Source organism: Subtercola boreus, from assembly GCF_003399635.1.
GTDB lineage: Bacteria > Actinomycetota > Actinomycetes > Actinomycetales > Microbacteriaceae > Subtercola > Subtercola boreus_B.
Map to the genome: position 1 here is coordinate 1 of NZ_NBXB01000043.1, position 19550 is coordinate 19550.

Genomic DNA, 19550 nt, shown 5'->3' on the forward strand with positions numbered 1-19550 from the left:
CTCACCAAAAGCCGCCTCACCCTCGTCACCGACAACGAAAGGGAGGTGACAGAACCAGCACTCCAGCTCAGCGCCTAAACCCACAAACCGAAGGAACCACCGCTACACCACCATCAGGGACTTGACCATGGCCGCGACAGGGGTGAGAGCCCCGAAGGCGAGGAAGAGACCGGAGCCGAGCTGGCTGACTCCGGCGGCGAGGGCCGTGAGGCGCCCGCCGCGGAATCCGTCTGCGGCGAACTCGGCGGCGCCGCCGTCAAGGCCGCGCCCGCCCAGCTGGCGGGAAACCTTCTGCACGCCGTGGCCGGCCAGGAGTGCGCCGATCACTACTCGCAGCAGCAGCAGTCCCACGCTGTCGTCATTCATTTCCGGTCCCTTACCTCGTACGTCCGATAGTGCTGAGTGGTGTGGCTGGTGTTAGCCGGCGTTTCCGCCGATGAAGTCGCCTGCGTAGTGCATGCCGAGCCCGTAGGCTCCGCCGTGTGCCTTGACGATGTCCGAAACGGCCGTGTAGGTCTCACCGCGTGCCCAGTCGCGCTGCAGCTCGAGGAGCACCTGGATCCAGGTGACGGGAACGGCGCCGGCTGCGACCATGCGGTCCATGGCCAGGTTGTGGGCCTCGGGGGAGACACCACCGGATGCGTCGGCTACGACGAAGACCTCATAGCCCTGATCCAGCGCTGACAGCACCGGCAGCACGAGGCATACCTCGGTCCAGAGGCCGGAGATGACGATCTTCCGGCGGCCGGTCGCTTTGACTGCGGCGACGAGTGCTTCGTCTTCCCACGCGTTCATCGTGGTCCGGTCGATGATCTCCTGGCCCGGGAACACCGCGGCGAGGTCGGGGACGATGTGGCCTGAGAAGGACTCGGCCGCGACGGTGGTCAGCACGGTGGGCACGTTGAAGGCCTTCGCAGCTTTCGCGAGTCCGATTGTGTTGTTGATGATCGCGGTGCGGTCTCCGCTGCCGACGCCGAAGAACATCTGCGGCTGGTGGTCAACGAAGAGGAACACGCTGTTCTCGGGGGTGATGAGGTCTTCGCTTGGCGCGGCCTTCACGTTGTCGATGTTGAATTCAGTCATTTCACTTTTCCTTTGTTATTTTTCTGAACGCCCGTTCGCATGGAATGGGCAAGCTTGTGGGTGCGAGTGGGTGTTAGTGGGAGTGTGTCTCGAACGCGTCGCCAGAGATGACGGGCGTGTGCCCGGAGCGGGCCTGCTGCCACTGCCGTTGCTGGTCGGATTCGCCTGCGGCCTGGGCGAGCAGGTCGGCCTGCCGGCCGCCGGTGGTGGAGGGCTTGGCTGTGGACTGGTAGCCACCGAAATGGGATACCGGACTCCAGAACGGGTGCACCGGGGGAAGCTGTTCGTCTTGGCCTTCATAGTCACCGGCCGCGTAGACGATGCGTCCGCCGACGACGGTGAGGAGGGACTCGATGTGGGCGATGTCGGCCTCGTCGACGGCGAAGAAGTCATCCGAGAGGATGCTCAAGTCGCCGTAGAACCCTTCACGCAGGATGCCCTTGACGCTTTCCTCGCCGGTGAGTTTCGCACCGGCGACGGTGAACATCTCGATCGCCTGTTCCCGGCTGACCCGGTTCTCCGGCGGGTACAGCAGGGTGTTGCCGACGGTGCGTCCGGTCACGAGCCAGTGCAGTGCGACCCACGGGTTGTACGAGGAGACGCGGGTGGCGTCCGTGCCGGCGCCGACGACGAGACCGTGGTTCAGCATTTCGCGGATGGGTGGTGCGTCCGCTGCCCGTCCGGCGCCGTAACGCTGGATGAAGGCTTCACCTTGGAAGGACATCCGGTTCTGGATGGCGATCGCACCACCTAGTGCGGCCACCCGGTCCAGGCTGCTGCTGGAGATGGTTTCGGCATGGTCGAAGATCCAGCGGTTACCGGCGGGGAACATGCCCTCTGCGGCGAGCTTTTCGAAGACCGCAAGGTCACGCTCGATGGTTTCGTTGTAGGTCGCATGCAGACGAAAACCCCACCCGTTCTCCATCATCAGGCGGACCGCCTTTTCGAACTCGACTTCGTAATCGGGTGCGAGCTCGGGGCGGGGTTCGCTGAAGTTCTCGAAGTCTCCGGCCGCCCAGGTGAGGTTCTCGCCTGCGCCGTTGAGGCGAAGGTATTCATCACCATCGCCGGGCTTCACGGTCTCGACCCACCGACGGAGATCGTCGACCTCCTGTCCGGCGACCTGCGGGAACAGGTGGTACGCGATTCGGAGGGAAAGATTTCCTTCGTTCGCGAGGTCAGTCACGGTGCTGTAGTTGTCGGGGAAATTCTGGAAACCCCCGGCGGCGTCGATGGCCGATGTGAGGCCGAACCGGTTGAGTTCGCGCAGGTAGTGGCGGGTGGAGTCTTTCTGATCCTCCGGCGGAAGCAGCGGCGCCTTGGCGAGTGTCGAGTACAGCACGAGAGCGCTCGGCGCGGCGAGGAGCAGGCCGGTGGGTTCCCCACCTCGGCCCCGCACGATCTGGCCGCCACGGAAATCGGGGGAGTCCTTTGTGTAACCGGCAGCCTGCACCGCAGCACGGTTCAGCAGCGCTGACTGGTAGAGGTTCAGGATGAACACGGGTGTGTCGGGGGCGGCGTCGTTGAGCTCTGAGAGGGTGGGCAGGCGCTTCTCGGCGAACTGCTCTTTGGTGAAACCCCCAACAACACGGACCCATTGACCTTTGGGTGTGCGTGCGGCTTGTTCCCTGAGCATCTGCATCGCGAGCTTCAGGGTCGGCACGCCGTCCCAGCGGAGTTCGAGAACGTAGTTCAGACCGCCGCGGATGACATGCAGATGCGAATCGTTCAAGCCCGGTATGACGCGGCGGTTCTGCCCGTCAACCACGCGGGTGTCCGCTCCAACGGAGCCGACCATATCGGCGTCATCACCGAGCGCGCTGACCCGACCACCGGTGATTGCGACGGCCGTGACGTGCGGCCGCGCGGGATCACCGGTATAGATCTTGGCGTTCCGCACGACGATATCCGCGGGATCCGTGACGCCAGGTCGCGGCGCGATTCCAGCTACAGGCATTGTGGGCATCGAACCCATCTCCTTATGTTCTCTCTTCGCTCGCGCAGGAAGCGCGAGCTCCGCGGCGTCATTCACTCCGCGAAATACAGGTGGTGTAATGCATCTTCCAAGCAAACTATTTCCGAGAAAGATACGTACGCATGAAAACTCAGGTTGTTCACAGGTTCATCCTCAGACGTATGCCTTGGCCTGGATGCGGGAATAGGAACTCCACATCATGGGTTGGGCCGATATATGCAAACGCATAGACTTGCAGAAACACCCGGGAGGGCATGGAAATCATGAACACAGTTGCCAGCACTGGAATGCAGTTCGGGATCTTTACCGTCGGAGACGTGACGACGGACCCCACCAACGACATCACGCCGACCGAACACCAGCGCATCAAAAACATCTTGACCATCGCGCAGAAGGTTGAAGAAGTTGGCATGGAGGTTTTCGCCCTTGGCGAGCATCACAACCCGCCCTTCGTGCCCTCGAGCCCGACGACAATGCTCGGCTACATCGCGGCCAAGACCGACCGGTTGATTCTCAGCACTGCCACCACACTCATCACTACGAACGATCCGGTGAAGATCGCCGAGGACTACGCGATGCTGCAGCACGTGGCCGACGGCCGCGTCGACCTGATGATGGGACGCGGAAATACGGGTCCTGTCTACCCGTGGTTCGGCAAGGATATCCGCGACGGCATTCCCCTTGCCATCGAAAATTACGCCCTTCTGCAGCGTCTCTGGCGCGAGGACTTCGTCAACTGGGAGGGCAAGTACCGCACACCCCTCCAGGGGTTCCAGTCAACGCCCCGCCCGCTCGACGGCGTCGCACCGTTCGTCTGGCACGGCAGCATCCGCTCTCCCGAAATTGCTGAGCAAGCCGCGTTCTACGGTGATGGATTTTTCGCCAACAACATCTTCTGGCCGAAAGAGCACTACATGAAGCTCATCAGCTACTACCGTCAGCGCTTCGAACACTACGGCCACGGCACGGCAAGCGAGGCGATCGTCGGTCTTGGTGGCCAGGCATTCATGGCCAAGAACTCGCAGGACGCGATCAAACAGTTCCGCCCGTACTTTGACAACGCCCCCGTCTACGGGCACGGCCCCACAATGGAAGATTTCACCGAGCAGACCCCTCTGACTGTAGGCAGCCCCCAGCAGGTCATCGACCGCTACGCCTCAATGCGGGAGTACTACGGTGACTACCAACGCCAACTATTCCTCATGGATCATGCTGGCCTGCCGCTGAAGACTGTGCTGGAGCAGCTCGACATCCTGGGCGGAGAAGTCGTCCCCGTCCTCCGCAAGGAGTTCGCGGTGAACCGCCCGGCCAATGTACCCGACGGTCCCACACACGAAGCTCTCGTCGCGAAGCGTGATAGGGCGGCGCAGGCCGCGTCCAGCGCTGAGCTTGCTGAAACGCCAGTGGCCAGCTGATGACCTCTCGTAAGATCGCCGTCATCACCTCGGGACTCAGCCAACCCTCGTCGACAAGACTTCTCGCCGACAGGCTCGCTGACGCCACAACCCGCCAACTCGAAGGACTTGGTATCGACGCCGACGTGCACATCATAGAACTGCGTGACACCGCCCAAGACGTCGTCAACAATCTGATGACCGGCTTCCCGAGCCCCAAGCTTGAGAAAGTGATCGAGACCGTGACCGGTGCCGACGCGCTCATCGCCGTGACTCCTGTGTTCACCACGAGCTACAGCGGATTGTTCAAGTCATTCATCGATGTGCTCGACCCGCAATCGCTCACCGACATGCCCGTGCTCATTGGTGCGACCGGAGGCAGCGAACGTCATTCGCTTGCCCTCGACTACGCCATGCGACCGCTCTTCACCTATCTGCACGCCGTGGTTGTGCCTACGAGCGTCTACGCGGCGTCGAGCGACTGGGGCAGCGCGGGCGACGCAGCGGCTACCGCGTTACCCGACCGCGTCGAACGAGCGGCCCGCGAACTGGCGCAGCTGGCGAAAACATCCGACCGCTCAAACCGGGTCGCTGACCCGTTCGCTCTGCCTGCCGGGTTCAGCCCCGTCGGCGGCTATGGCGCACAGTGACTCTGAACGAGTTGAACGTCCGGGTACCGTCACGTTGACTAGGCGCCCGTTAGGACAGCTGCCACGACCGGAGGTGGTTCCAACTCAGCTGCCGCCACCATTCGGAGCCCCAGTCGGCGTGGAATTCGAAAAGTGACACGGTGTCGGCGACGAATTGTGGGGGAGCTGGTGGGATCGGTAAACGCAGCAGGTAGTCACCTATCTCGTCGACGTGTCGGGGGTTCAGCCCGAGTTCATGTCCGGCGAGGGAGAGGTGGCCCCAGTACGGGTTTTCAAGGACCGGGGTGACCTGATAATCGGCCACGGGGACCGAGACGGGGAGAACGGCGTCTTTCACGGCTGCGGCGACTGCGTGGAGGGCGGTCAAGAGAATTCCTTCACCTGGGGGAGGGGGCCAGCCGAGCTGCTCGAGGTAGTTCTTGAGTGCGGTGTTGGCGTCGGTTTCGGCCGCCGCCAGAGCATCGTCGAGGTTGGTTGAGCCGGTGAGGTCAGCCTGCATCTGCGGTACGACCGGTGCTCGTACGGCAGACATGGCATCGCTGAGGCAGCCTTCTGTTGCGGGGACGGCGGGGATGCTGTTGACCCGGTCCGTGAACACTTTCGTGAACGGATGCTCGGTGATCCACGCGGCCTGGGTGGGGGAGGCGTCTACGCCGGTGATGGCCGGCATGTAGCCGGTTGCGTGGCCGAATTCCTCTTGCGCGGCGGCAGCGGCGGAGCGGCGATCGAGGTTTTCAGGTAGCGCTGGTTGATGACTTGGAACGGTGCTGATGCGCATCTCGAACGGCATCTGAGCGGAGCCCGGCGCGAGCCATACCCGCGCCGGGCACCCCCGGGGAAGGCTGGCCCTTCACGAACCCGCCATCGCGTAATTTTTTGACTTTCTCCGTATCAATGAGACAGATGCTTCGTGGCGGGGGGCAGGGACGCGGCCTGTGAGTGAATGGCCTGCACTTCCAGGTCGAAGAGTGTGTTGGCGCCGATGCCGGTGGCGGTGAGGTGCCCGCCGAGTTCGAGGCTGATGATGCCGTGGAGCCTTGTCCACGTCAGCAGCGCGAGTGCCAGCACGCCGGTGGAGAACTCGCTGAGACCAGAACGATCCCCCCACGTGCGGAGGGCCTCGGAGACTGAGACCTCGGCACGTTGCCGGTTGTCGACAAGTGTCGCTTCCTGCTGCCCGGTGACGGCGGCGAGTGCGTCGATGATCACAGCCATGCTCCTCGACGCGGCGGGAATGAGGCGGTCGGCGGCGAACTCTTCACCGGAGCCGATAGTGGTCTGGAATATCAGCCGATAGGCGTTAGGGTGCTCGAGCGCCCACCTTCGGGTGCCGCGAAGAACCGCGTCGAGGTTCTTCACTGCCGAACCCGCACCGAGTTCGAGGCCGGTCAGCCAGTCGGCAAGTTCGTTGTAGGCGTCGAAGACGAGGTCGGCGAGCAGAGCATCCCGGTTCGCGAAGTAGCGGTACAACGCGGCTGGCGACATCGACATCTCCCGCACGATACCGCTCAGAGTCACTGCGTCAGCGCCGCCCTGCCGTATCTGGTCCATGGCGAGCTGCTTGATCTCCTGCACCGTCTGCATGCGACGCTCCTCACGTCTCGTCGGCCTGGGGGGCGTATTCATCGTGGGCGGATTTCGAAAGTCATGTTGACAGAGTAACACCGCGTCACTAATGTTAAGACCACTAACTTAGCGACAGAGCGTCGCGGCGAAGGGAACACCATGAACACGTCTTCGACATCGATCGAACACAGCCCGCAGTCGATCGCTGCGGGCTGGGCTGCCGCCTGGAACGCCACCGATCAGTCGCTCCTCGCGGGGCTCTTCACGGCAGACGGCACCTACAGCGACCTCGCCGCGGGCAAATCCTTCGAAGGTTCCGACGCGATCACCGGGTTCAAAGCAGGCTCTGATGCGCTCATCGCAGACCTCCACATCGAGGTTCTGAACGCATTCGGCGAAAACGACCATGTCGCCATCGAGTCGCTGTACTCCGGCCACTTCCGGGGCGCCCCACAGCCGTTCGCCGTGCGAGGCACCACGACGCTCCGCATGAAAGACGGCCTCATCCACACGAACACCGACAACTACAGCCTCACCACACTGCTGGCACAGTCCGGGCTGCCCCTGAACTGGACGCCGACGGCCGGATAGTTCATTGCATTCTGCGACCTCCCCTGTACTCACGCACGTTTCGACACCGAACCGAAAGAAGATCATGACCACCTCCTCCGTACCACTTCCAGCAACAAGTACCCGCATCATCCTTCCCGGCCTTGTCGAGCCGTCTGGCCTGCAAATATCTCTTGGTCCGATCCCGACGCCCACCGCGGGGCAGCTCCTCATGCAGGTCGAGGCCACAGGGATCTCCTTCGCTGAACAGGCGATGCGCCGGGGCCGCTACTTTGGACAGCCCGCGTTTCCCTTCACTCCGGGATACGACCTCGTCGGCCGTGTGCTCAGCGTCGGACCGGGCGGTGACGAGCGGATGATCGGCGAACGGGTCGCGGCGATGACCAAGACCGGCGGATGGGCAACCCACGCCGTCGTCGAAGCCCGCGACAGCATCACCGTGCCGGACGGCATCACTCCCGAGGACGCGGAGACGGTCGTCGTGAACGGAGTCACCGCGTGGCAGATGCTGCACCGCGCCGCGAAGGTGAAGCCCGGCCAGACGATCCTCGTGTTCGGTGCGAACGGGGGAGTGGGCGGCATCCTCATCCAACTCGCCCAGCACCACGGCGTCACCGTCATCGGCGCAGCATCGCCCCGCCACCATGACGCTCTCCGCAGAGCCGGGGTCATCCCGGTCGACTACGCCGACCCCGAACTGCCGTCGATCGTGCGTCAGCATGCACCGGCCGGTGTCTCGGCGGTCTTCGACAACATCGGCGGCGACAACACGAAGAAGTCGTTCGCCCTGCTCCGCCGGGGCGGCACCCTGGTGACCTACGCCATCGTGAACGCCGTCAGCGGAACCGGGTCCCTGATGGGCCCGTTCATGAAGGCCATCGGCCAGGCTGTGCTGTGGAGCGCCCTGCCGAACGGGAAGAAAGCCACCTTCTACGACCTGTGGGCAGGCCACAAATACCGCCCTGCCCGGTTCCGTCGTCACTTGGAAGAAGACCTCGGCCACGTCTTCGATCTCCTCCGCGACGGCACGATCACCGCGAATATCGCAGCCCGCTTCCCCCTCACCGAAGCAGCGGCAGCGCTCGAGCTCGCCGAGTCCCGCACGCTCAACGGCAAAGTCATCCTGCTGCCATGACCGCCCGCACCCGAAACATCACCGGACTCCTGCTGCTCGGGGGTGCGCTGATCTACGGAGTCGCCGAAGCCATCACCGCCGCGGCGTGGCGCACGCCACTGTACAGCTACGCGCAGAACTGGATCAGCGACCTCGGCTCCACAACCGTGGGAACGTTCCAGGGACGCCTCATCGACTCACCGCTCCACGATGTGATGAATGCCGGCTTCGTCATCCAGGGCGTCCTGTTCGCAGCAGCCGTGGTGCTGCTGACCGGGAAACGGGTCGACACCCTCTCCCGGAGGCTTCGCATCGCCGCTCTCATACTCGGGCTCGTCACCGGAGCCGGCTACCTCCTACTCGGCTTCTTCCACGGTTCAGCCGACGCAGCCGCCGATGGAACACTCACCTGGCATTTCACCGGAGCGGCCCTCGCCATCATCGGAGCGAATACCCTCGCCGTGATCCTCGGCATCAACTGGTGGCAACGCCCCACCACAAGGCGGCTCGGCCACGCCAGCGTACCGCTCGGCATCCTTGGTCTCGCTGCCACCGTCGTGCTCCTGGTCACGATGAACAGCGGCGCACCATCCGGCCTCATCGAACGACTCGCCGTCTACCCCATAGTTCTCTTTCAGATCAGAGCCGCTCTGCACTACCTCGCCCGCACCACGGAAGCCGGCACCGCATCCGCCTGGACCATGCGGCCCTCAGCCACGCCGACGACTAGCTCCTCGGGCTCTGCCTGACCGGAGCGTTCCTCTCGGTCATCGCGGGCAATGCCCTCATCATTGTCCTCGGAACAGCAGGGCGCCAGCTCGGGACGCCGCGACTCGCGACAGTGCTTGGGATCGCATCAACACGATTGTCGTCTCCGATGCCGCGATCGAACTCGGCGCACGAATGGAAGGCGCCGGGGCGCTCACCTTCTCTGAGGCACGTCGGCATCACCCTCTCGCTCTCTCCCGCGAGACAAAACCAGAAAGCGAATCGCTGGGCTGGCGTGATCGGGTGGCCGGTTAAACGAGTGTTGTGGTGTTGCTGCGCAGGAATGCGGCGGCCCGGTCGAGCGCGTCGTCACCCTCGTCGAGGAGTGCTGAAAAGGCTTGGAATACGTGGGGTACTTCTGGGGTGATGTCGAGAATGACGCGCACGTCGGCTGCTGCAGCGATCGCTGCGAGTCGAACGGCGTCGTCGAGCAGAATCTCGTTGGAGCCGACCTGGATCAACAGGGGTGGTAGGCCGGTCAGGTCGGCGTAAATGGGGCTGACTGCGCCCGAGGAAGGGTCGAGCTCGCCGAGGTAGTCACGGGCCCTGATGCGGAGGGCGCTAGGAGTCAGTGCCGGATCGGCGGCGGCCTTCGTGATGGAACTGTCTCCGGTGACCGCGAGATCTGTCCAGGGCGAGAGCACTACACACGCGGACGGCACTGGCAGTCCGGCGTCGCGGATGGCCAGAAGGGTGATGACGGCGAGGTTGCCGCCAGCTGACTCGCCAGCGATGGTGATCTGTCCGGCATCCCCTGTTGCCACGAGCGCCTGGTAGGCGGCGAAGGCGTCGTCGGTGGCGGCCGGGTAGGGGTGTTCGGGTGCGAGACGGTAGTCGACGGTGATGACACGCATGTGAGCGCGTCGGCCGAGATCGCACGCGAGGCCGACCGAGGCCTCGGCTGAGCCCATGGCGAAGACGCCGCCATGAAAAAACAAGATCGTGCCGTGGGATGCCTGGCCGGTGATATCGATAGACAGCGCTGGCACACCACCAAGCATGATCGGTGCGGAGGAGACGTCGTCGGGTAGTGGGTGGGAGGTGAGCATCTGGTGCAGGATCGTCCGTTGTTCGATGAGCTCTCCTCCGAGATCGAGTGGCGAGTTCGTCATGATGGCATTGATTAGGTCGCGTTGTTCCTGGGACATGGGCTTCATCCGTTTCAGAGGGAGGGGGTCGAATGAGACTATATTAGCACTAATAACATTAGATACAAGGTAATTGATAAGGTATTCTTGAGCCATGTGTGTGCGACGAATCCAGGGAGCGGCGTGAACCTTCGACAGGTATTTGATGATCTCGTGCGACTGGAGACCGAGCTCTGGAACACTCTCGATGCGCGGCTCGTCAGAGAGTGTGGCGTAACACTCGCTGCCTTCAATGCCCTGCTGATCGTGAGCGAGACGGTCAATTGCCGAGTGAATGATCTCGCATCCGCGTTGGCAATGACCGTGGGTGGCGTCAGTCAGTCGGTCGACAGGTTCGAGGCGCGGGGTCTTCTGGTGCGCCGACCAAACCCGGCGAATCGTCGTTCGTCCCTTCTCGAGGTGACGGATGCTGGTCGAATCGCCCTTGATGCCGCTAGCGGCATCTTTGACGATGAGCTAACAATATGGTTCACTCAGCCACTCGGCGACCACACGCTGAACCGCTTTGCGGCTGATCTGGAGGCTCTTCGAGCCGCCTCCGCACACCGACGCGCTGATTCGGGTTCGTAAGCAAGAGGTATCGACCAGGTGCACGCTACTCACGGCGCTCACTGAAATTCCCCACCCCGGGTCGCTTCCGCGCACCGATCCGGGACCGCGGACCACGGCCGGCCTGCACGGCCTGCGCGCACGTGGCGAAGCGGCCTAAAGCGATCATCGAGCAGCCGCCGGGCGACCTCGCCGCGCGCTGTCACCGCGCCGCGATCGAGGGCAGGTGGGGCGCGATGATGCGGTTCTCCGCGGGGCCGCCGCAGCACACCGCTCGTCAGGCCGGGCAGTGTTTTCCTCTAGTCTCCAAAGATGAAGACAATCGGATTGCTCGGCGGGATGAGCTGGGAGAGCTCCGCCCTGTATTACCAACTGATCAATGAGGGTGTTCGTGATCAGCTCGGCGGGCTGCACTCCGCGAAAGTCATCCTGGCATCGGTCGACTTCGCCGAAATCGAACATCTCCAGTCCACCAACGACTGGGATGGCGCCGGTCAGCTACTGGCCGAGCAGTCCCGCCTCCTGGAAGCGGCCGGAGCTGACTTCATCGTTCTCTGCACCAACACCATGCATAAGGTCGCGCCCAGCATAGAAAGCGCGGTTGCCATCCCGTTCCTACATTTGGCGGACACCACAGCTGCGGCCATCACGGACTCCGGGATGAGCGCGGTCGGGTTAATCGGAACCTCGTTCACCATGGAAGAAGACTTCTACAAAGATCGTCTCTCCGCTCACGGGCTGACTGTGCTCGTGCCCGATGCCGCCCAGCGGCAGATCATTCATCGGATCATTTATGAAGAACTCGTGCTCGGCGTAGTCAGCGACACGTCCCGCACAGAATACGTATCGGTCATCGCTGCCCTCCATCACCGAGGCGCCCAGGGCGTCATCCTCGGCTGCACCGAAATCGAGTTACTGATCAGTGACGACGACAGCCCCATCCCCACCTTCCCGACCACACAACTCCACGCCCAAGCCGCTATCAAGATGGCGCTGACCTAACCCAACTGGGGTGTGCAGCGGAACGGAATGATGCTCGAGCTGAACGGCGGCCCGATCGTCCGCGAGAGTTTCAGATGGTGACGGTCAGCGGGACAACTGCGTCAGTCCCGCTAGGCGGGTTGCCGCTTTGTGGCCGCTGGCATTCGTTTAGTTTGCGAGAGCTGCTCGGAGTAATGGTTCTAGTCTGTCGAGGAAGGCGTCTTCGCCGAAGATGTCGATTCCGGATGCACGGTCGTCGAACCAGCCGGTGGCGCGAAGCGCGCAGTAGCCCGCCTGTATCGCGGCGGGTGCGAGAACTGCCCAGCTTCGGTTCGGATGGCCGGCGTCCGTTCCGTCAGTAGATGTGCTGAAAGAGGTCTCGAGCGCGGAGCTATCGGTCTGGTACGAAGAGGGAATGAACGTCCCGGAGTTCAACTCACGGCTCAGCTCCAGGCACTCATCTAGCTGGTCGATCGTTGTCTGAATTCGACCGAGGAATTCGACTCCTTCGGAGACATCGATCGCCGTTTCGGTTCGCTCGCCTGCAGGAAGTCCAATGGGTGACTTGAGCATGGGCCAGATGCCTGACCGCCGCGCTAACAGATTGCTTGATGCTGGGCGGCCTCCTCCTTGTACGCGGACGAGGGTTTCGATGATCAGATCGGAATCTGGGGAAAGCGAGCGAAAGGCGCTTTCGACGAGAGCGGCGCAGCGTCGGCGGGACGGATCATGTCCGAACTCTTCGTCAGCCCGGGCGACAGAGAGGGAAAGAATGCCGAACTGGGTGTCAACAGTATGGAAGAGGGGCCAGTCCCTGGCTGCTGACCGGTGAACACCCTCGAGCTGGATCACGGTTCCACCTTCTCACGTTCCAGATGCCGGGCGTTCGGCGGGAGGGGTCCAGCTCACCCAGTCCGGCCCCCGCACTTTGCTTGCGGCACTCGCGGAATCTCGAGGGAATAACGCGATGAGGCAGCATTAGGGTTGCGACTTAGTTAGGGGAGACGGTGTGGGGAAATCGGGCAACGAGAACGCAATACTGACCGGTATCGCGTCTGTTGAAGATTCTGAGGTTTGCTTCATCCCCGATCCAACGGACGATGCCGTCGCATACCTCTCGGCGATGCGGGACTCCAAACTGTGGATAGAGAGCGAGCGACCGGACTTCTACTCGAATGAGCTCCGACTTGCAGTTGAGGTTATGCGGGTCGACGATCACCCGCCGGTGGGCAAGCTGCACAATCCGACGCTCGCGCGTGAGGCGCATTTAGAACGCGAGATCCGTTCCGCTTTCCCTTCGATGGACCGCGACATCCCGATATCTGTTATCGCCGACACTGGCTTGCCGAGCGAAGAGGATCACAATTTTACGGCCTATCGCGACGCATTTGCTCGGGTCGTCGGAGACCATGCAGCGAGGGTTACGGCGTACCGGGAAAACCAACCAGGACATGCCCTAGCTTTCCTGGTGCACGATGAGTCGTCTGCATACGCGCGCGTCGAAGCATCAATCGCTCCGCCCTCGAATGGGACAGTGTTCCCCGGCAGAGCGCACTTCTGGTTCCTTGATTTCTTCTTCATCCAGATCATCGCCGAGTCCGGGGTGGACTTCGTTTTCTGGCACACGCCGTACAAACACATGTGGCGAATCGATGCGTTCGGGCTGCGAACGAAGGTAGAACTGCCGACGCTGATTGTGTACGACGTGGCGGCTATGACGGACTGGGACGGCCCGATGATATTCGAGCCAAGCCAAATAGTTAGCGTCGAAGAGTGAGGCTCAGCGGGCATGGCGTCGATCCAAATGTTGCGGCGCAGTTCGTTTCTGCCGGTTGCCTCTTGACGGTGATCTGGACGGAAATGGGGTCAGCCCCGTCTGCCTGAACCGGGGAACTGCCACGGCCGAAGAGCATTTTGTCGTCGTCGCGGCATTGAGCTCTGATGTCGTATGAGCCGCCAGGTAGGCCGACTGTGAAGTTGCCGTCGGGCGCGCTGTGCGTGGCCATCCCGATGATATAGCTCCCGCCTGGGTTGATGAGGCACCTGTTAGTGGGTTGGCCGGCGGCGTCGACGACGCGGCCGGAGCGTGTGGCGGGCGGCCCGGTCCAGACGGTGTCATCTGGGGTTGTGGTGCAGCCGGTTACGGCAGAGACCCGACGATCAGTGCCGAATTGGCAAGGTATGAGCGGGCCAAGGGCTTCATGCCGTTGAGCCTGTCACGTCGTCTTCGAAGCTTGGCGCAGATGTTGAGATTGATGCACAGCGATGTACGATCTGCCATGACCATTCGGCAGCTGTTTGAGCGCCCGCTTCCATCCGGCACGAAGGTGCGTATCTTGACGGATCCCCGATTCGGCGGCCCGTTCGATCAGGAATGCGCTGGGACTGTAGTTTCTTCCTCCCGCGCTCATGGACTTACTGCGGCTGCTGCTCGGGAGAGCAAGTATCTGTACTCGGTAATGTTCGACGAACCTCAGTACGACTCTGATGGAGATGGACCTTACAGCCAGTCCGAAGTGCTCCAGCGCTATGTCGTTCGAGCGTAGATCCGATAGACGCAGCGAACGCTGGCCGCAGAAACCAGCATAATTCGCTAGACGGGCGTCTACCGGAACGCCTCTAGCGCTGATCGAAGTGCCAACGGCCAGGTGTCTAGGAATTCCGGCGTTTCGCCCGGCCAAGCACTAAAATGTTCGACGAAAGAAACCTTAACAGCGTTCTGAATGTACTCATCCCCACCCGTGAGGCTCGCATCGACGAAGCGGAGCAGACGATCGCTGATATCAGTTCTGCCGTTCGCGAAGGATGCGGTTGCAAAACGTAGCAAGTCGGCCATCAACAGGTGAAGAAGCAGCTCGTCGAAGTAGTCGAGGTGTTCAACTACTGTGGATTCCGATTCTGGCACGGCCTCAACTAACTGATCGACGAAGTTGGCCTTAGTAGTCCTCGGTCCCGCCATGCCACCAGTGTCTCAGGCCGCCGCTATCGCGCGGGGAAAGTACTCGCCCCGGCTGTGGTCTCAGAGATTAACTGGTCTCGGTGCGGAGGCCGACGACGATCGGTCTTCGCGGCAATTGGTGTCCGTAGCGTTCAAAGCCGGGCAGGTGGATCTTCGAGCGGCAAGGTTCGGACGAATTCTCGAAGAGCTGACAGGTCGTACTGCGACTTTTTCCTGCGTGTGATCCACGGGTCGGTCTCGTCCAACGCCAGCTCGAGCTTTCCACGTAGGTACTCGTTCATGTGCTCAGGTGGCTCCCAAGGGAGAGCGACCTGCACCATCAACGCGTCGTCCGCTTTTCGGTAACTGCCGGTTCTCGCCCCGACGAACTCCGGTGTGAGAATGCTTCCGGGCAGATGAAACACCACGTTGATGTTGAGGCTGGTCCGTAGATTCGGTCTCTCTCGGACGATCACCGCTGACAGGTGGCGCAGGGCTTCGCGCCAGGTTTTCTGGTGCGGTGACTATCCTCCAACGATCGCGCCAATAGAGAAGGGCGGGATAGGCTCTTCATCTTCGGTCATGTCTGTTCCTCTGGGTCGAAGTTTGGTGGCAAATGTAGCGCACGGAAGCAAACTGGCAGCGACGGCACATCTCAGAGGTAGGTCTTCAACGGGGCCAGCTTGAGTCGTGCGGCAGAGAAGAAGGCGTGGTTCCGGCACGGACCCTCAACGGGACGGGTCCCATTGGGGCGCTGGCGCTGCGTCTTCGCGGCTACGCCACCAACTGATAAAGAGGAGTGACGCCAGTGTTGCTCCGAGGGAGTTGATGAGCACGTCGTCGATGGATGTGACCCGTCCCAGGCTCAGTACGAGTTGCAGGCCTTCGAGTACGGCCGACATCGACGCGGCGAGGAGGAAGACGGTGGGTGCGACGCTCCAAGCAGGACCGAGACGGAAACGGACAGGTAGAAGGGCGCCGAGGGCCGTGAAGACGAGGAGGTTGCCGACGAGCTGCACGATGGCGTCTCTTCCGCCCAGAACACCGGCGAGATCCTGGAACGGGATGAGGTGCACTCCGCCGGGTCCGCCGGTGGGGGCCATGATCATCCATACCCAGGGGGCTGTTCCGAGCACGATGCCGACCTCCGCGATGGCGGACTGCCACGCCCAGCGAGCTGGCCAGCCCACGCGCGCACGATGCCGGCTCAGTCCGGAGGTCACGGCCGCGCCGAGGGGGAGGCCCACTAGCAGCGTCACGACGACCACGACCCCGAAGCGGTCAATGATGGAAGAAGCCACGTTCACAGCGGTCACGCTATCCTTTCACTCATGCCGCACTCCTGCCCGGTTTGATCTCGCAGGAAGCCTCCGGGGCCGATGTATCGGTCGAAACGGTGATCGTTTCGGTTCCTGGCCGATCCCAGTCGACCTGATATGTCAAGGTGAAGCCTGTCGGTGACCATGCTGTGGTGAAGGTTCCCTTGGCTATGGGTTGGTACCAGTCGTTGGGCGAGTATTTCGCTTTCACCGAGTAGACGGGCCCCCATGCGTGTTCTGCGATCTCGCCATAGTGGTCCTGTTCCGAGATAAGGATGATGTTGTGGCCGTCGGGGGAGGGGAAGGTGTAGTAGTTCGTGGTGGCGGTGAGGATAGCGAACAGCAGGGCGAACAGCATCGCGATGGTGCCGCCGACGAACACGATCCCGCCGCCGACAACGGTAACGACGCCGCGGACCCACCGGGTGGGTATACGGCTGGCCGCCGTGCCGCCTAGGCAGTACGCCGCGACTGCCGGGCACACAATGATCAAGGCGAGGGAGGTTGTTTTGATCTGGGTGCTACCAGTCCAGCCGAGGAAGAGAACAACGCCGTAAACCTGCCCTTGCGAGACAACGGCGAAGATGCCGAGGTAGAACACTGCCCCTGAAGCCGCCGCAGCTCCGGCCCATATTGTGCCGCGGATCCCCATTCGACCGGGTGACGACCTCTGATCGGTAGTTGCTTGATACCCGCGGATGGAGATCGACATGACCTGAACTATATCGATAATCGCTATATAGGCAACCTTTTTCGATATGCTCACCTCATGACGGAGTTCAGTATTGGGGTGTTGCGGGGGCTTCTCGCGGTTCTGTTCGTGGGGTGTGCGACAGGGCAGGTGATGGCCGGTGAGCTGGCTGCCCTAATCGTGGGTGGGGTCTCTGGGGTGGTGTTGGCGGCGCTGATCGTTGTGGGCTGTCTGTGTGTCGAGGCAGTTTTGGTGAGTGTGTGGATGCTTGCCGGGATGGCGCGAACAGACGCGATCTTCGATGGCCGCCGTCAAGGCGACCGGTGGGTGAACCTCGCGATCGGCGCCCTCACGGTAGCCGCCGTCGTGGCGACGGCTGGGTGTGTGTACTTCCTCGTCAATCTGGTCTCGGCCGGTTCAGCTGCTAACACGGCCATGGCTATCGTCACCGCGGTAGCAGCCGGTGTAGTTGGGGCTCTCGCGCTGGTGGTGATAGTGATGAGGCGCCTGCTGCACATGGCTATCCAGTACCAGAGCGACCTGTCAGAGGTGATCTGATGGGGATTGTCATCAACCTCGATGTCGAGCTCGCGAAGCGGAAGATGTCTGTCACCGAACTCGCTGCGGCGATCGATCTTGCGGTCGCGAATGTGTCTATTCTGAAGAACGGGCGGGCGAAAGCAATCCGGTTCACAACTCTCGACGCGATCTGTCAGGTGCTGGGTTGCCAGCCCGGCGACATCCTCGGCTACACCCCCGACAAATGACCCTCCAAGACAAAGCCCTGTCCAACAGAGACTTTGAACAACGTGAACTGGACGTGAGGGTCGCTAGCAGAAGTGTTCTGACGGCGACGGGCCAGACGATGCTTTTCGTGGTGCTCGGCACCGGTGTTCTCGTGACCGTCATTTCTCGAAGCCGGACTGATTCGTTCGGCCGGTTCACGCTCATCCTCGGAGACTGGATACCAACACCGCTCGAGATCATGGCCATCCTGACGCCCATCGGCCTAGCCCTTGTGGTGTCCGGTGTGTCGTTGGCGCCGGGACGGGTCAGGCGTCGTCTGGCGGTTCTCCGGGTTAGTGCTGGGGTCGTTCTCACACTCGGTCTGCCGACCATGTTCATCGCAGTGTTGCTGCTCGGCAACAACAGCTTCCAGATACTCCCGGAAGCATCGGTCGGCGGGTGCCGGGTCGTGATCCAGCACGGCTGGGTTGATGGCTCCGTCGGAATTGTGCAACCCGGAGCGGTCGTCGTGAACTGGGTTGGCGACTGGTCCGCCGACGACTTCTACGACCCATTCGGATACGGTACCTACTCGCTCAGCTGGCATGACCGTGACGGGAACCTCAACGTCGAGGGCGATGGAACCGACCCCGCCAGCTGGACCGGCCCTGACTCCGCGCTCCACTGCAACCGATGACGCCCCAGCTTCGTCCCAGCCTCGAGCAACCGGATCTGCAGGTCATCCGGTGAACATCTTGTCGACCTATCCCTGCAGAACGACGACACGGGTACCGCTGACCGGACGGCTTACGGAACAGGAAACGCCTTGGATACCGCAGGCCACCGGGTCGACTGCTGATCGAGTAAGCCGTTTGCACGACAGACAGCACGATGCAGAGTTAACGACGTGCCGTTCCCTTCTCTAACCCGTGCCCAAGTAGTTCAGTCCCCATTCACCCGTGAGCGTCGAGGTCGCCGGATTCCGAGCACCGACCCGAAACGCCGTATAACGCTCAATCATTTGCTGAGGCGCTTTATCGGGCATTCGCGGGCTTTCCGTCGATCCGAACTTTCGTTTTGTCGCCCCCGATCTCAACGTCCACCCAATGGTCTTCGATTCGGAAGCGGACGCCGTGCGGCGGAGAGTCGGGCGTCGCCATCAGCTGTACATCTTGAATTGTCCCGCCAACTAGTTCCTGCCAAGGTGGAGAATCAGTCAAGTCAATCGGTTCCCACTTTCCGTGTTCAGTGAGGTAGCTCTGGTTGGCAGGTGACTGCGGTCCGGCAAACGGATCAATCCAACTTCCGGCGAAAGCTTGCAAATCTTCTCCGTAGCTGTTGCTAGTCACGTGGAAAGAATTGCCAGCGGCCAGGGTGATCTCAAGAAGGCCATCGTCGTCGGAATCTAGTTGACCGTCCGGGGCGCGGTACGCCAGCACTCGAAAGGCCTTTACCGTCGAGCCAACGAACCCGGCTAGGTCACCCGTCGGTATTTCTCGACTCAGGTTGGTAAACGACACAGTCCAGACCCTTCCTTCCCACGCACCGATTCATTCGAACCGACGATACAACTCGAGCAGTGAATCCAGACGGGAAGAAGCGACTGTGGATGACCGAGTGACGCCATCTGGTTTCGACGCTACGGATGGTCATGAAATTCGATCAGCTGATAAAGCACCCGGCCGTCCAACGACCGTTCGCAGGAGGGGCAAGTCGGCCAACCATTTACTTCTTGGAGGGAAGCGCCATCTGCTGGACAGAACCATCGACCACCCCAGCGCAACGTGCCTGGCGGTAAGGCCGTCGGGGTTCCTTCAGCAATAGCGAAGAGCTCTCGTGTGACCGCGATTGAATAGTCAAATCCGGTCATGCCGCAGATCAGTACCTCCCCTTTGAGCTCGGCTGGGGCACCGCACTTCGGGCAATTCATATTGCGAACCTAGCTCGTCATGGTGACGTCCCTGTGAGTGGTGGGGTTTCGGGTTCTTGAGCGTTGCATCGTCGACGTGAGAAGCCACCGTGTGATGGTCAGTGAGAACCGACTAAAACTCTCACGCAAAGGACACCACACGATGGCT

At 61.8% G+C, this 19550-nt stretch carries 23 protein-coding genes; 11 read left to right on the forward strand and 12 right to left on the reverse strand.

The window, feature by feature from the left end; all coding sequences use genetic code 11:
* Positions 1 to 102 precede the first annotated feature (102 nt).
* The 3 genes from B7R22_RS16665 to B7R22_RS16675 form a co-directional block, all read right to left on the reverse strand.
* Positions 103 to 366 carry a DoxX family protein gene (locus B7R22_RS16665; RefSeq protein ID WP_116412825.1) on the reverse strand — a complete coding sequence of 88 codons (264 nt, stop codon included), beginning with the start codon at positions 364 to 366 and terminating at the stop codon, positions 103 to 105.
* A 51-nt stretch (positions 367 to 417) separates the two neighbouring features.
* Complete coding sequence (locus B7R22_RS16670; RefSeq protein ID WP_116412826.1) at positions 418 to 1083, reverse strand: hydrolase; 666 nt, start codon at positions 1081 to 1083, stop codon at positions 418 to 420.
* A gap of 73 nt (positions 1084 to 1156) precedes the next feature.
* The gene (locus tag B7R22_RS16675; protein WP_216363503.1) at positions 1157 to 3040 is read right to left on the reverse strand and encodes an amidohydrolase; all 1884 of its coding nucleotides are present in this window, start codon (positions 3038 to 3040) and stop codon (positions 1157 to 1159) included.
* A 305-nt stretch (positions 3041 to 3345) separates the two neighbouring features.
* On the opposite strand from B7R22_RS16675, the gene B7R22_RS16680 reads away from it, so the two are divergent.
* Together B7R22_RS16680 and B7R22_RS16685 are read left to right on the forward strand one after the other, a co-directional pair.
* A complete protein-coding gene (locus B7R22_RS16680) occupies positions 3346 to 4473 on the forward strand; it encodes an LLM class flavin-dependent oxidoreductase (protein WP_116412846.1) in 1128 nt (375 codons plus the stop codon).
* Positions 4473 to 5102 (forward strand): FMN reductase, encoded by a 630-nt coding sequence (locus B7R22_RS16685; RefSeq protein ID WP_172582507.1) that lies wholly within the window; start codon positions 4473 to 4475, stop codon positions 5100 to 5102. Before B7R22_RS16680 ends, B7R22_RS16685 begins: the two co-directional genes overlap by 1 nt.
* 49 nt (positions 5103 to 5151) lie before the next feature.
* Here B7R22_RS16685 and B7R22_RS16690 read toward each other — a convergent pair whose 3' ends face one another.
* A complete protein-coding gene (locus B7R22_RS16690; protein ID WP_116412828.1) occupies positions 5152 to 5772 on the reverse strand; it encodes a hypothetical protein in 621 nt (206 codons plus the stop codon).
* Positions 5773 to 5993: 221 nt separating this feature from the next.
* Positions 5994 to 6686: a TetR/AcrR family transcriptional regulator gene (locus B7R22_RS16695; protein ID WP_172582509.1), complete on the reverse strand. Its 693-nt coding sequence runs from the start codon at positions 6684 to 6686 to the stop codon at positions 5994 to 5996.
* 141 nt (positions 6687 to 6827) lie between these two features.
* Here B7R22_RS16695 and B7R22_RS16700 point away from each other — a divergent pair, with 141 nt between their 5' ends.
* The 3 genes from B7R22_RS16700 (at position 6828) to B7R22_RS16710 (ending at position 9101) form a co-directional block, all read left to right on the forward strand.
* Positions 6828 to 7259, forward strand: coding sequence for a nuclear transport factor 2 family protein (locus tag B7R22_RS16700; protein ID WP_116412830.1), 432 nt, complete (start codon positions 6828 to 6830; stop codon positions 7257 to 7259).
* 64 nt (positions 7260 to 7323) lie between these two features.
* Entirely contained in the window at positions 7324 to 8373 is a 1050-nt protein-coding gene (locus tag B7R22_RS16705) for a medium chain dehydrogenase/reductase family protein (RefSeq protein WP_116412831.1), read from the forward strand.
* The gene (locus B7R22_RS16710; protein WP_116412832.1) at positions 8370 to 9101 is read left to right on the forward strand and encodes a DUF998 domain-containing protein; all 732 of its coding nucleotides are present in this window, start codon (positions 8370 to 8372) and stop codon (positions 9099 to 9101) included. The genes B7R22_RS16705 and B7R22_RS16710 overlap by 4 nt, the downstream gene beginning before the upstream one ends.
* 270 nt (positions 9102 to 9371) lie before the next feature.
* Here the strand turns inward: B7R22_RS16710 and B7R22_RS16715 are convergent, their stop codons facing one another.
* A complete protein-coding gene (locus tag B7R22_RS16715; protein WP_216363504.1) occupies positions 9372 to 10232 on the reverse strand; it encodes an alpha/beta hydrolase in 861 nt (286 codons plus the stop codon).
* Between the two features lie 159 nt (positions 10233 to 10391).
* On the opposite strand from B7R22_RS16715, the gene B7R22_RS16720 reads away from it, so the two are divergent.
* Positions 10392 to 10838, forward strand: a complete 447-nt coding sequence (locus B7R22_RS16720) for a MarR family winged helix-turn-helix transcriptional regulator (protein WP_116412834.1) — start codon at positions 10392 to 10394, stop codon at positions 10836 to 10838.
* Between the two features lie 291 nt (positions 10839 to 11129).
* On the forward strand, positions 11130 to 11819 hold the full coding sequence (locus B7R22_RS16730) for an aspartate/glutamate racemase family protein (RefSeq protein ID WP_116412835.1): 690 nt from the start codon (positions 11130 to 11132) through the stop codon (positions 11817 to 11819).
* A 147-nt stretch (positions 11820 to 11966) separates the two neighbouring features.
* On the opposite strand, the gene B7R22_RS18890 is transcribed toward B7R22_RS16730, so the two are convergent.
* Positions 11967 to 12650, reverse strand: a complete 684-nt coding sequence (locus B7R22_RS18890; RefSeq protein ID WP_147305433.1) for a hypothetical protein — start codon at positions 12648 to 12650, stop codon at positions 11967 to 11969.
* A 157-nt stretch (positions 12651 to 12807) separates the two neighbouring features.
* Here B7R22_RS18890 and B7R22_RS16745 point away from each other — a divergent pair, with 157 nt between their 5' ends.
* Positions 12808 to 13575 carry a hypothetical protein gene (locus B7R22_RS16745; RefSeq protein WP_116412838.1) on the forward strand — a complete coding sequence of 256 codons (768 nt, stop codon included), beginning with the start codon at positions 12808 to 12810 and terminating at the stop codon, positions 13573 to 13575.
* Between the two features lie 828 nt (positions 13576 to 14403).
* Here the strand turns inward: B7R22_RS16745 and B7R22_RS16750 are convergent.
* From B7R22_RS16750 to B7R22_RS16765, 4 genes are all read right to left on the reverse strand, one after another.
* Positions 14404 to 14757: a DUF7674 family protein gene (locus B7R22_RS16750; protein ID WP_116412839.1), complete on the reverse strand. Its 354-nt coding sequence runs from the start codon at positions 14755 to 14757 to the stop codon at positions 14404 to 14406.
* A 131-nt stretch (positions 14758 to 14888) separates the two neighbouring features.
* A complete protein-coding gene (locus B7R22_RS16755; RefSeq protein ID WP_116412840.1) occupies positions 14889 to 15212 on the reverse strand; it encodes a hypothetical protein in 324 nt (107 codons plus the stop codon).
* A 252-nt stretch (positions 15213 to 15464) separates the two neighbouring features.
* Positions 15465 to 16037: a VanZ family protein gene (locus B7R22_RS16760; RefSeq protein ID WP_116412847.1), complete on the reverse strand. Its 573-nt coding sequence runs from the start codon at positions 16035 to 16037 to the stop codon at positions 15465 to 15467.
* Positions 16038 to 16065: 28 nt separating this feature from the next.
* Complete coding sequence (locus tag B7R22_RS16765) at positions 16066 to 16767, reverse strand: hypothetical protein (protein WP_147305434.1); 702 nt, start codon at positions 16765 to 16767, stop codon at positions 16066 to 16068.
* A gap of 57 nt (positions 16768 to 16824) precedes the next feature.
* On the opposite strand from B7R22_RS16765, the gene B7R22_RS16770 reads away from it, so the two are divergent.
* Genes B7R22_RS16770 through B7R22_RS16780 form a run of 3 tightly spaced genes read left to right on the forward strand, consistent with a single transcriptional unit; the run spans position 16825 to position 18169 of the window.
* Positions 16825 to 17304, forward strand: a complete 480-nt coding sequence (locus tag B7R22_RS16770; RefSeq protein ID WP_116412842.1) for a DUF2975 domain-containing protein — start codon at positions 16825 to 16827, stop codon at positions 17302 to 17304.
* On the forward strand, positions 17304 to 17513 hold the full coding sequence (locus B7R22_RS16775) for a helix-turn-helix domain-containing protein (protein WP_116412843.1): 210 nt from the start codon (positions 17304 to 17306) through the stop codon (positions 17511 to 17513). The genes B7R22_RS16770 and B7R22_RS16775 overlap by 1 nt, the downstream gene beginning before the upstream one ends.
* Complete coding sequence (locus B7R22_RS16780) at positions 17510 to 18169, forward strand: hypothetical protein (RefSeq protein ID WP_147305435.1); 660 nt, start codon at positions 17510 to 17512, stop codon at positions 18167 to 18169. The genes B7R22_RS16775 and B7R22_RS16780 overlap by 4 nt, the downstream gene beginning before the upstream one ends.
* A 337-nt stretch (positions 18170 to 18506) precedes the next feature.
* Here the strand turns inward: B7R22_RS16780 and B7R22_RS18895 are convergent, their stop codons facing one another.
* Entirely contained in the window at positions 18507 to 18992 is a 486-nt protein-coding gene (locus tag B7R22_RS18895; protein ID WP_147305436.1) for a hypothetical protein, read from the reverse strand.
* Positions 18993 to 19550 lie beyond the last annotated feature (558 nt).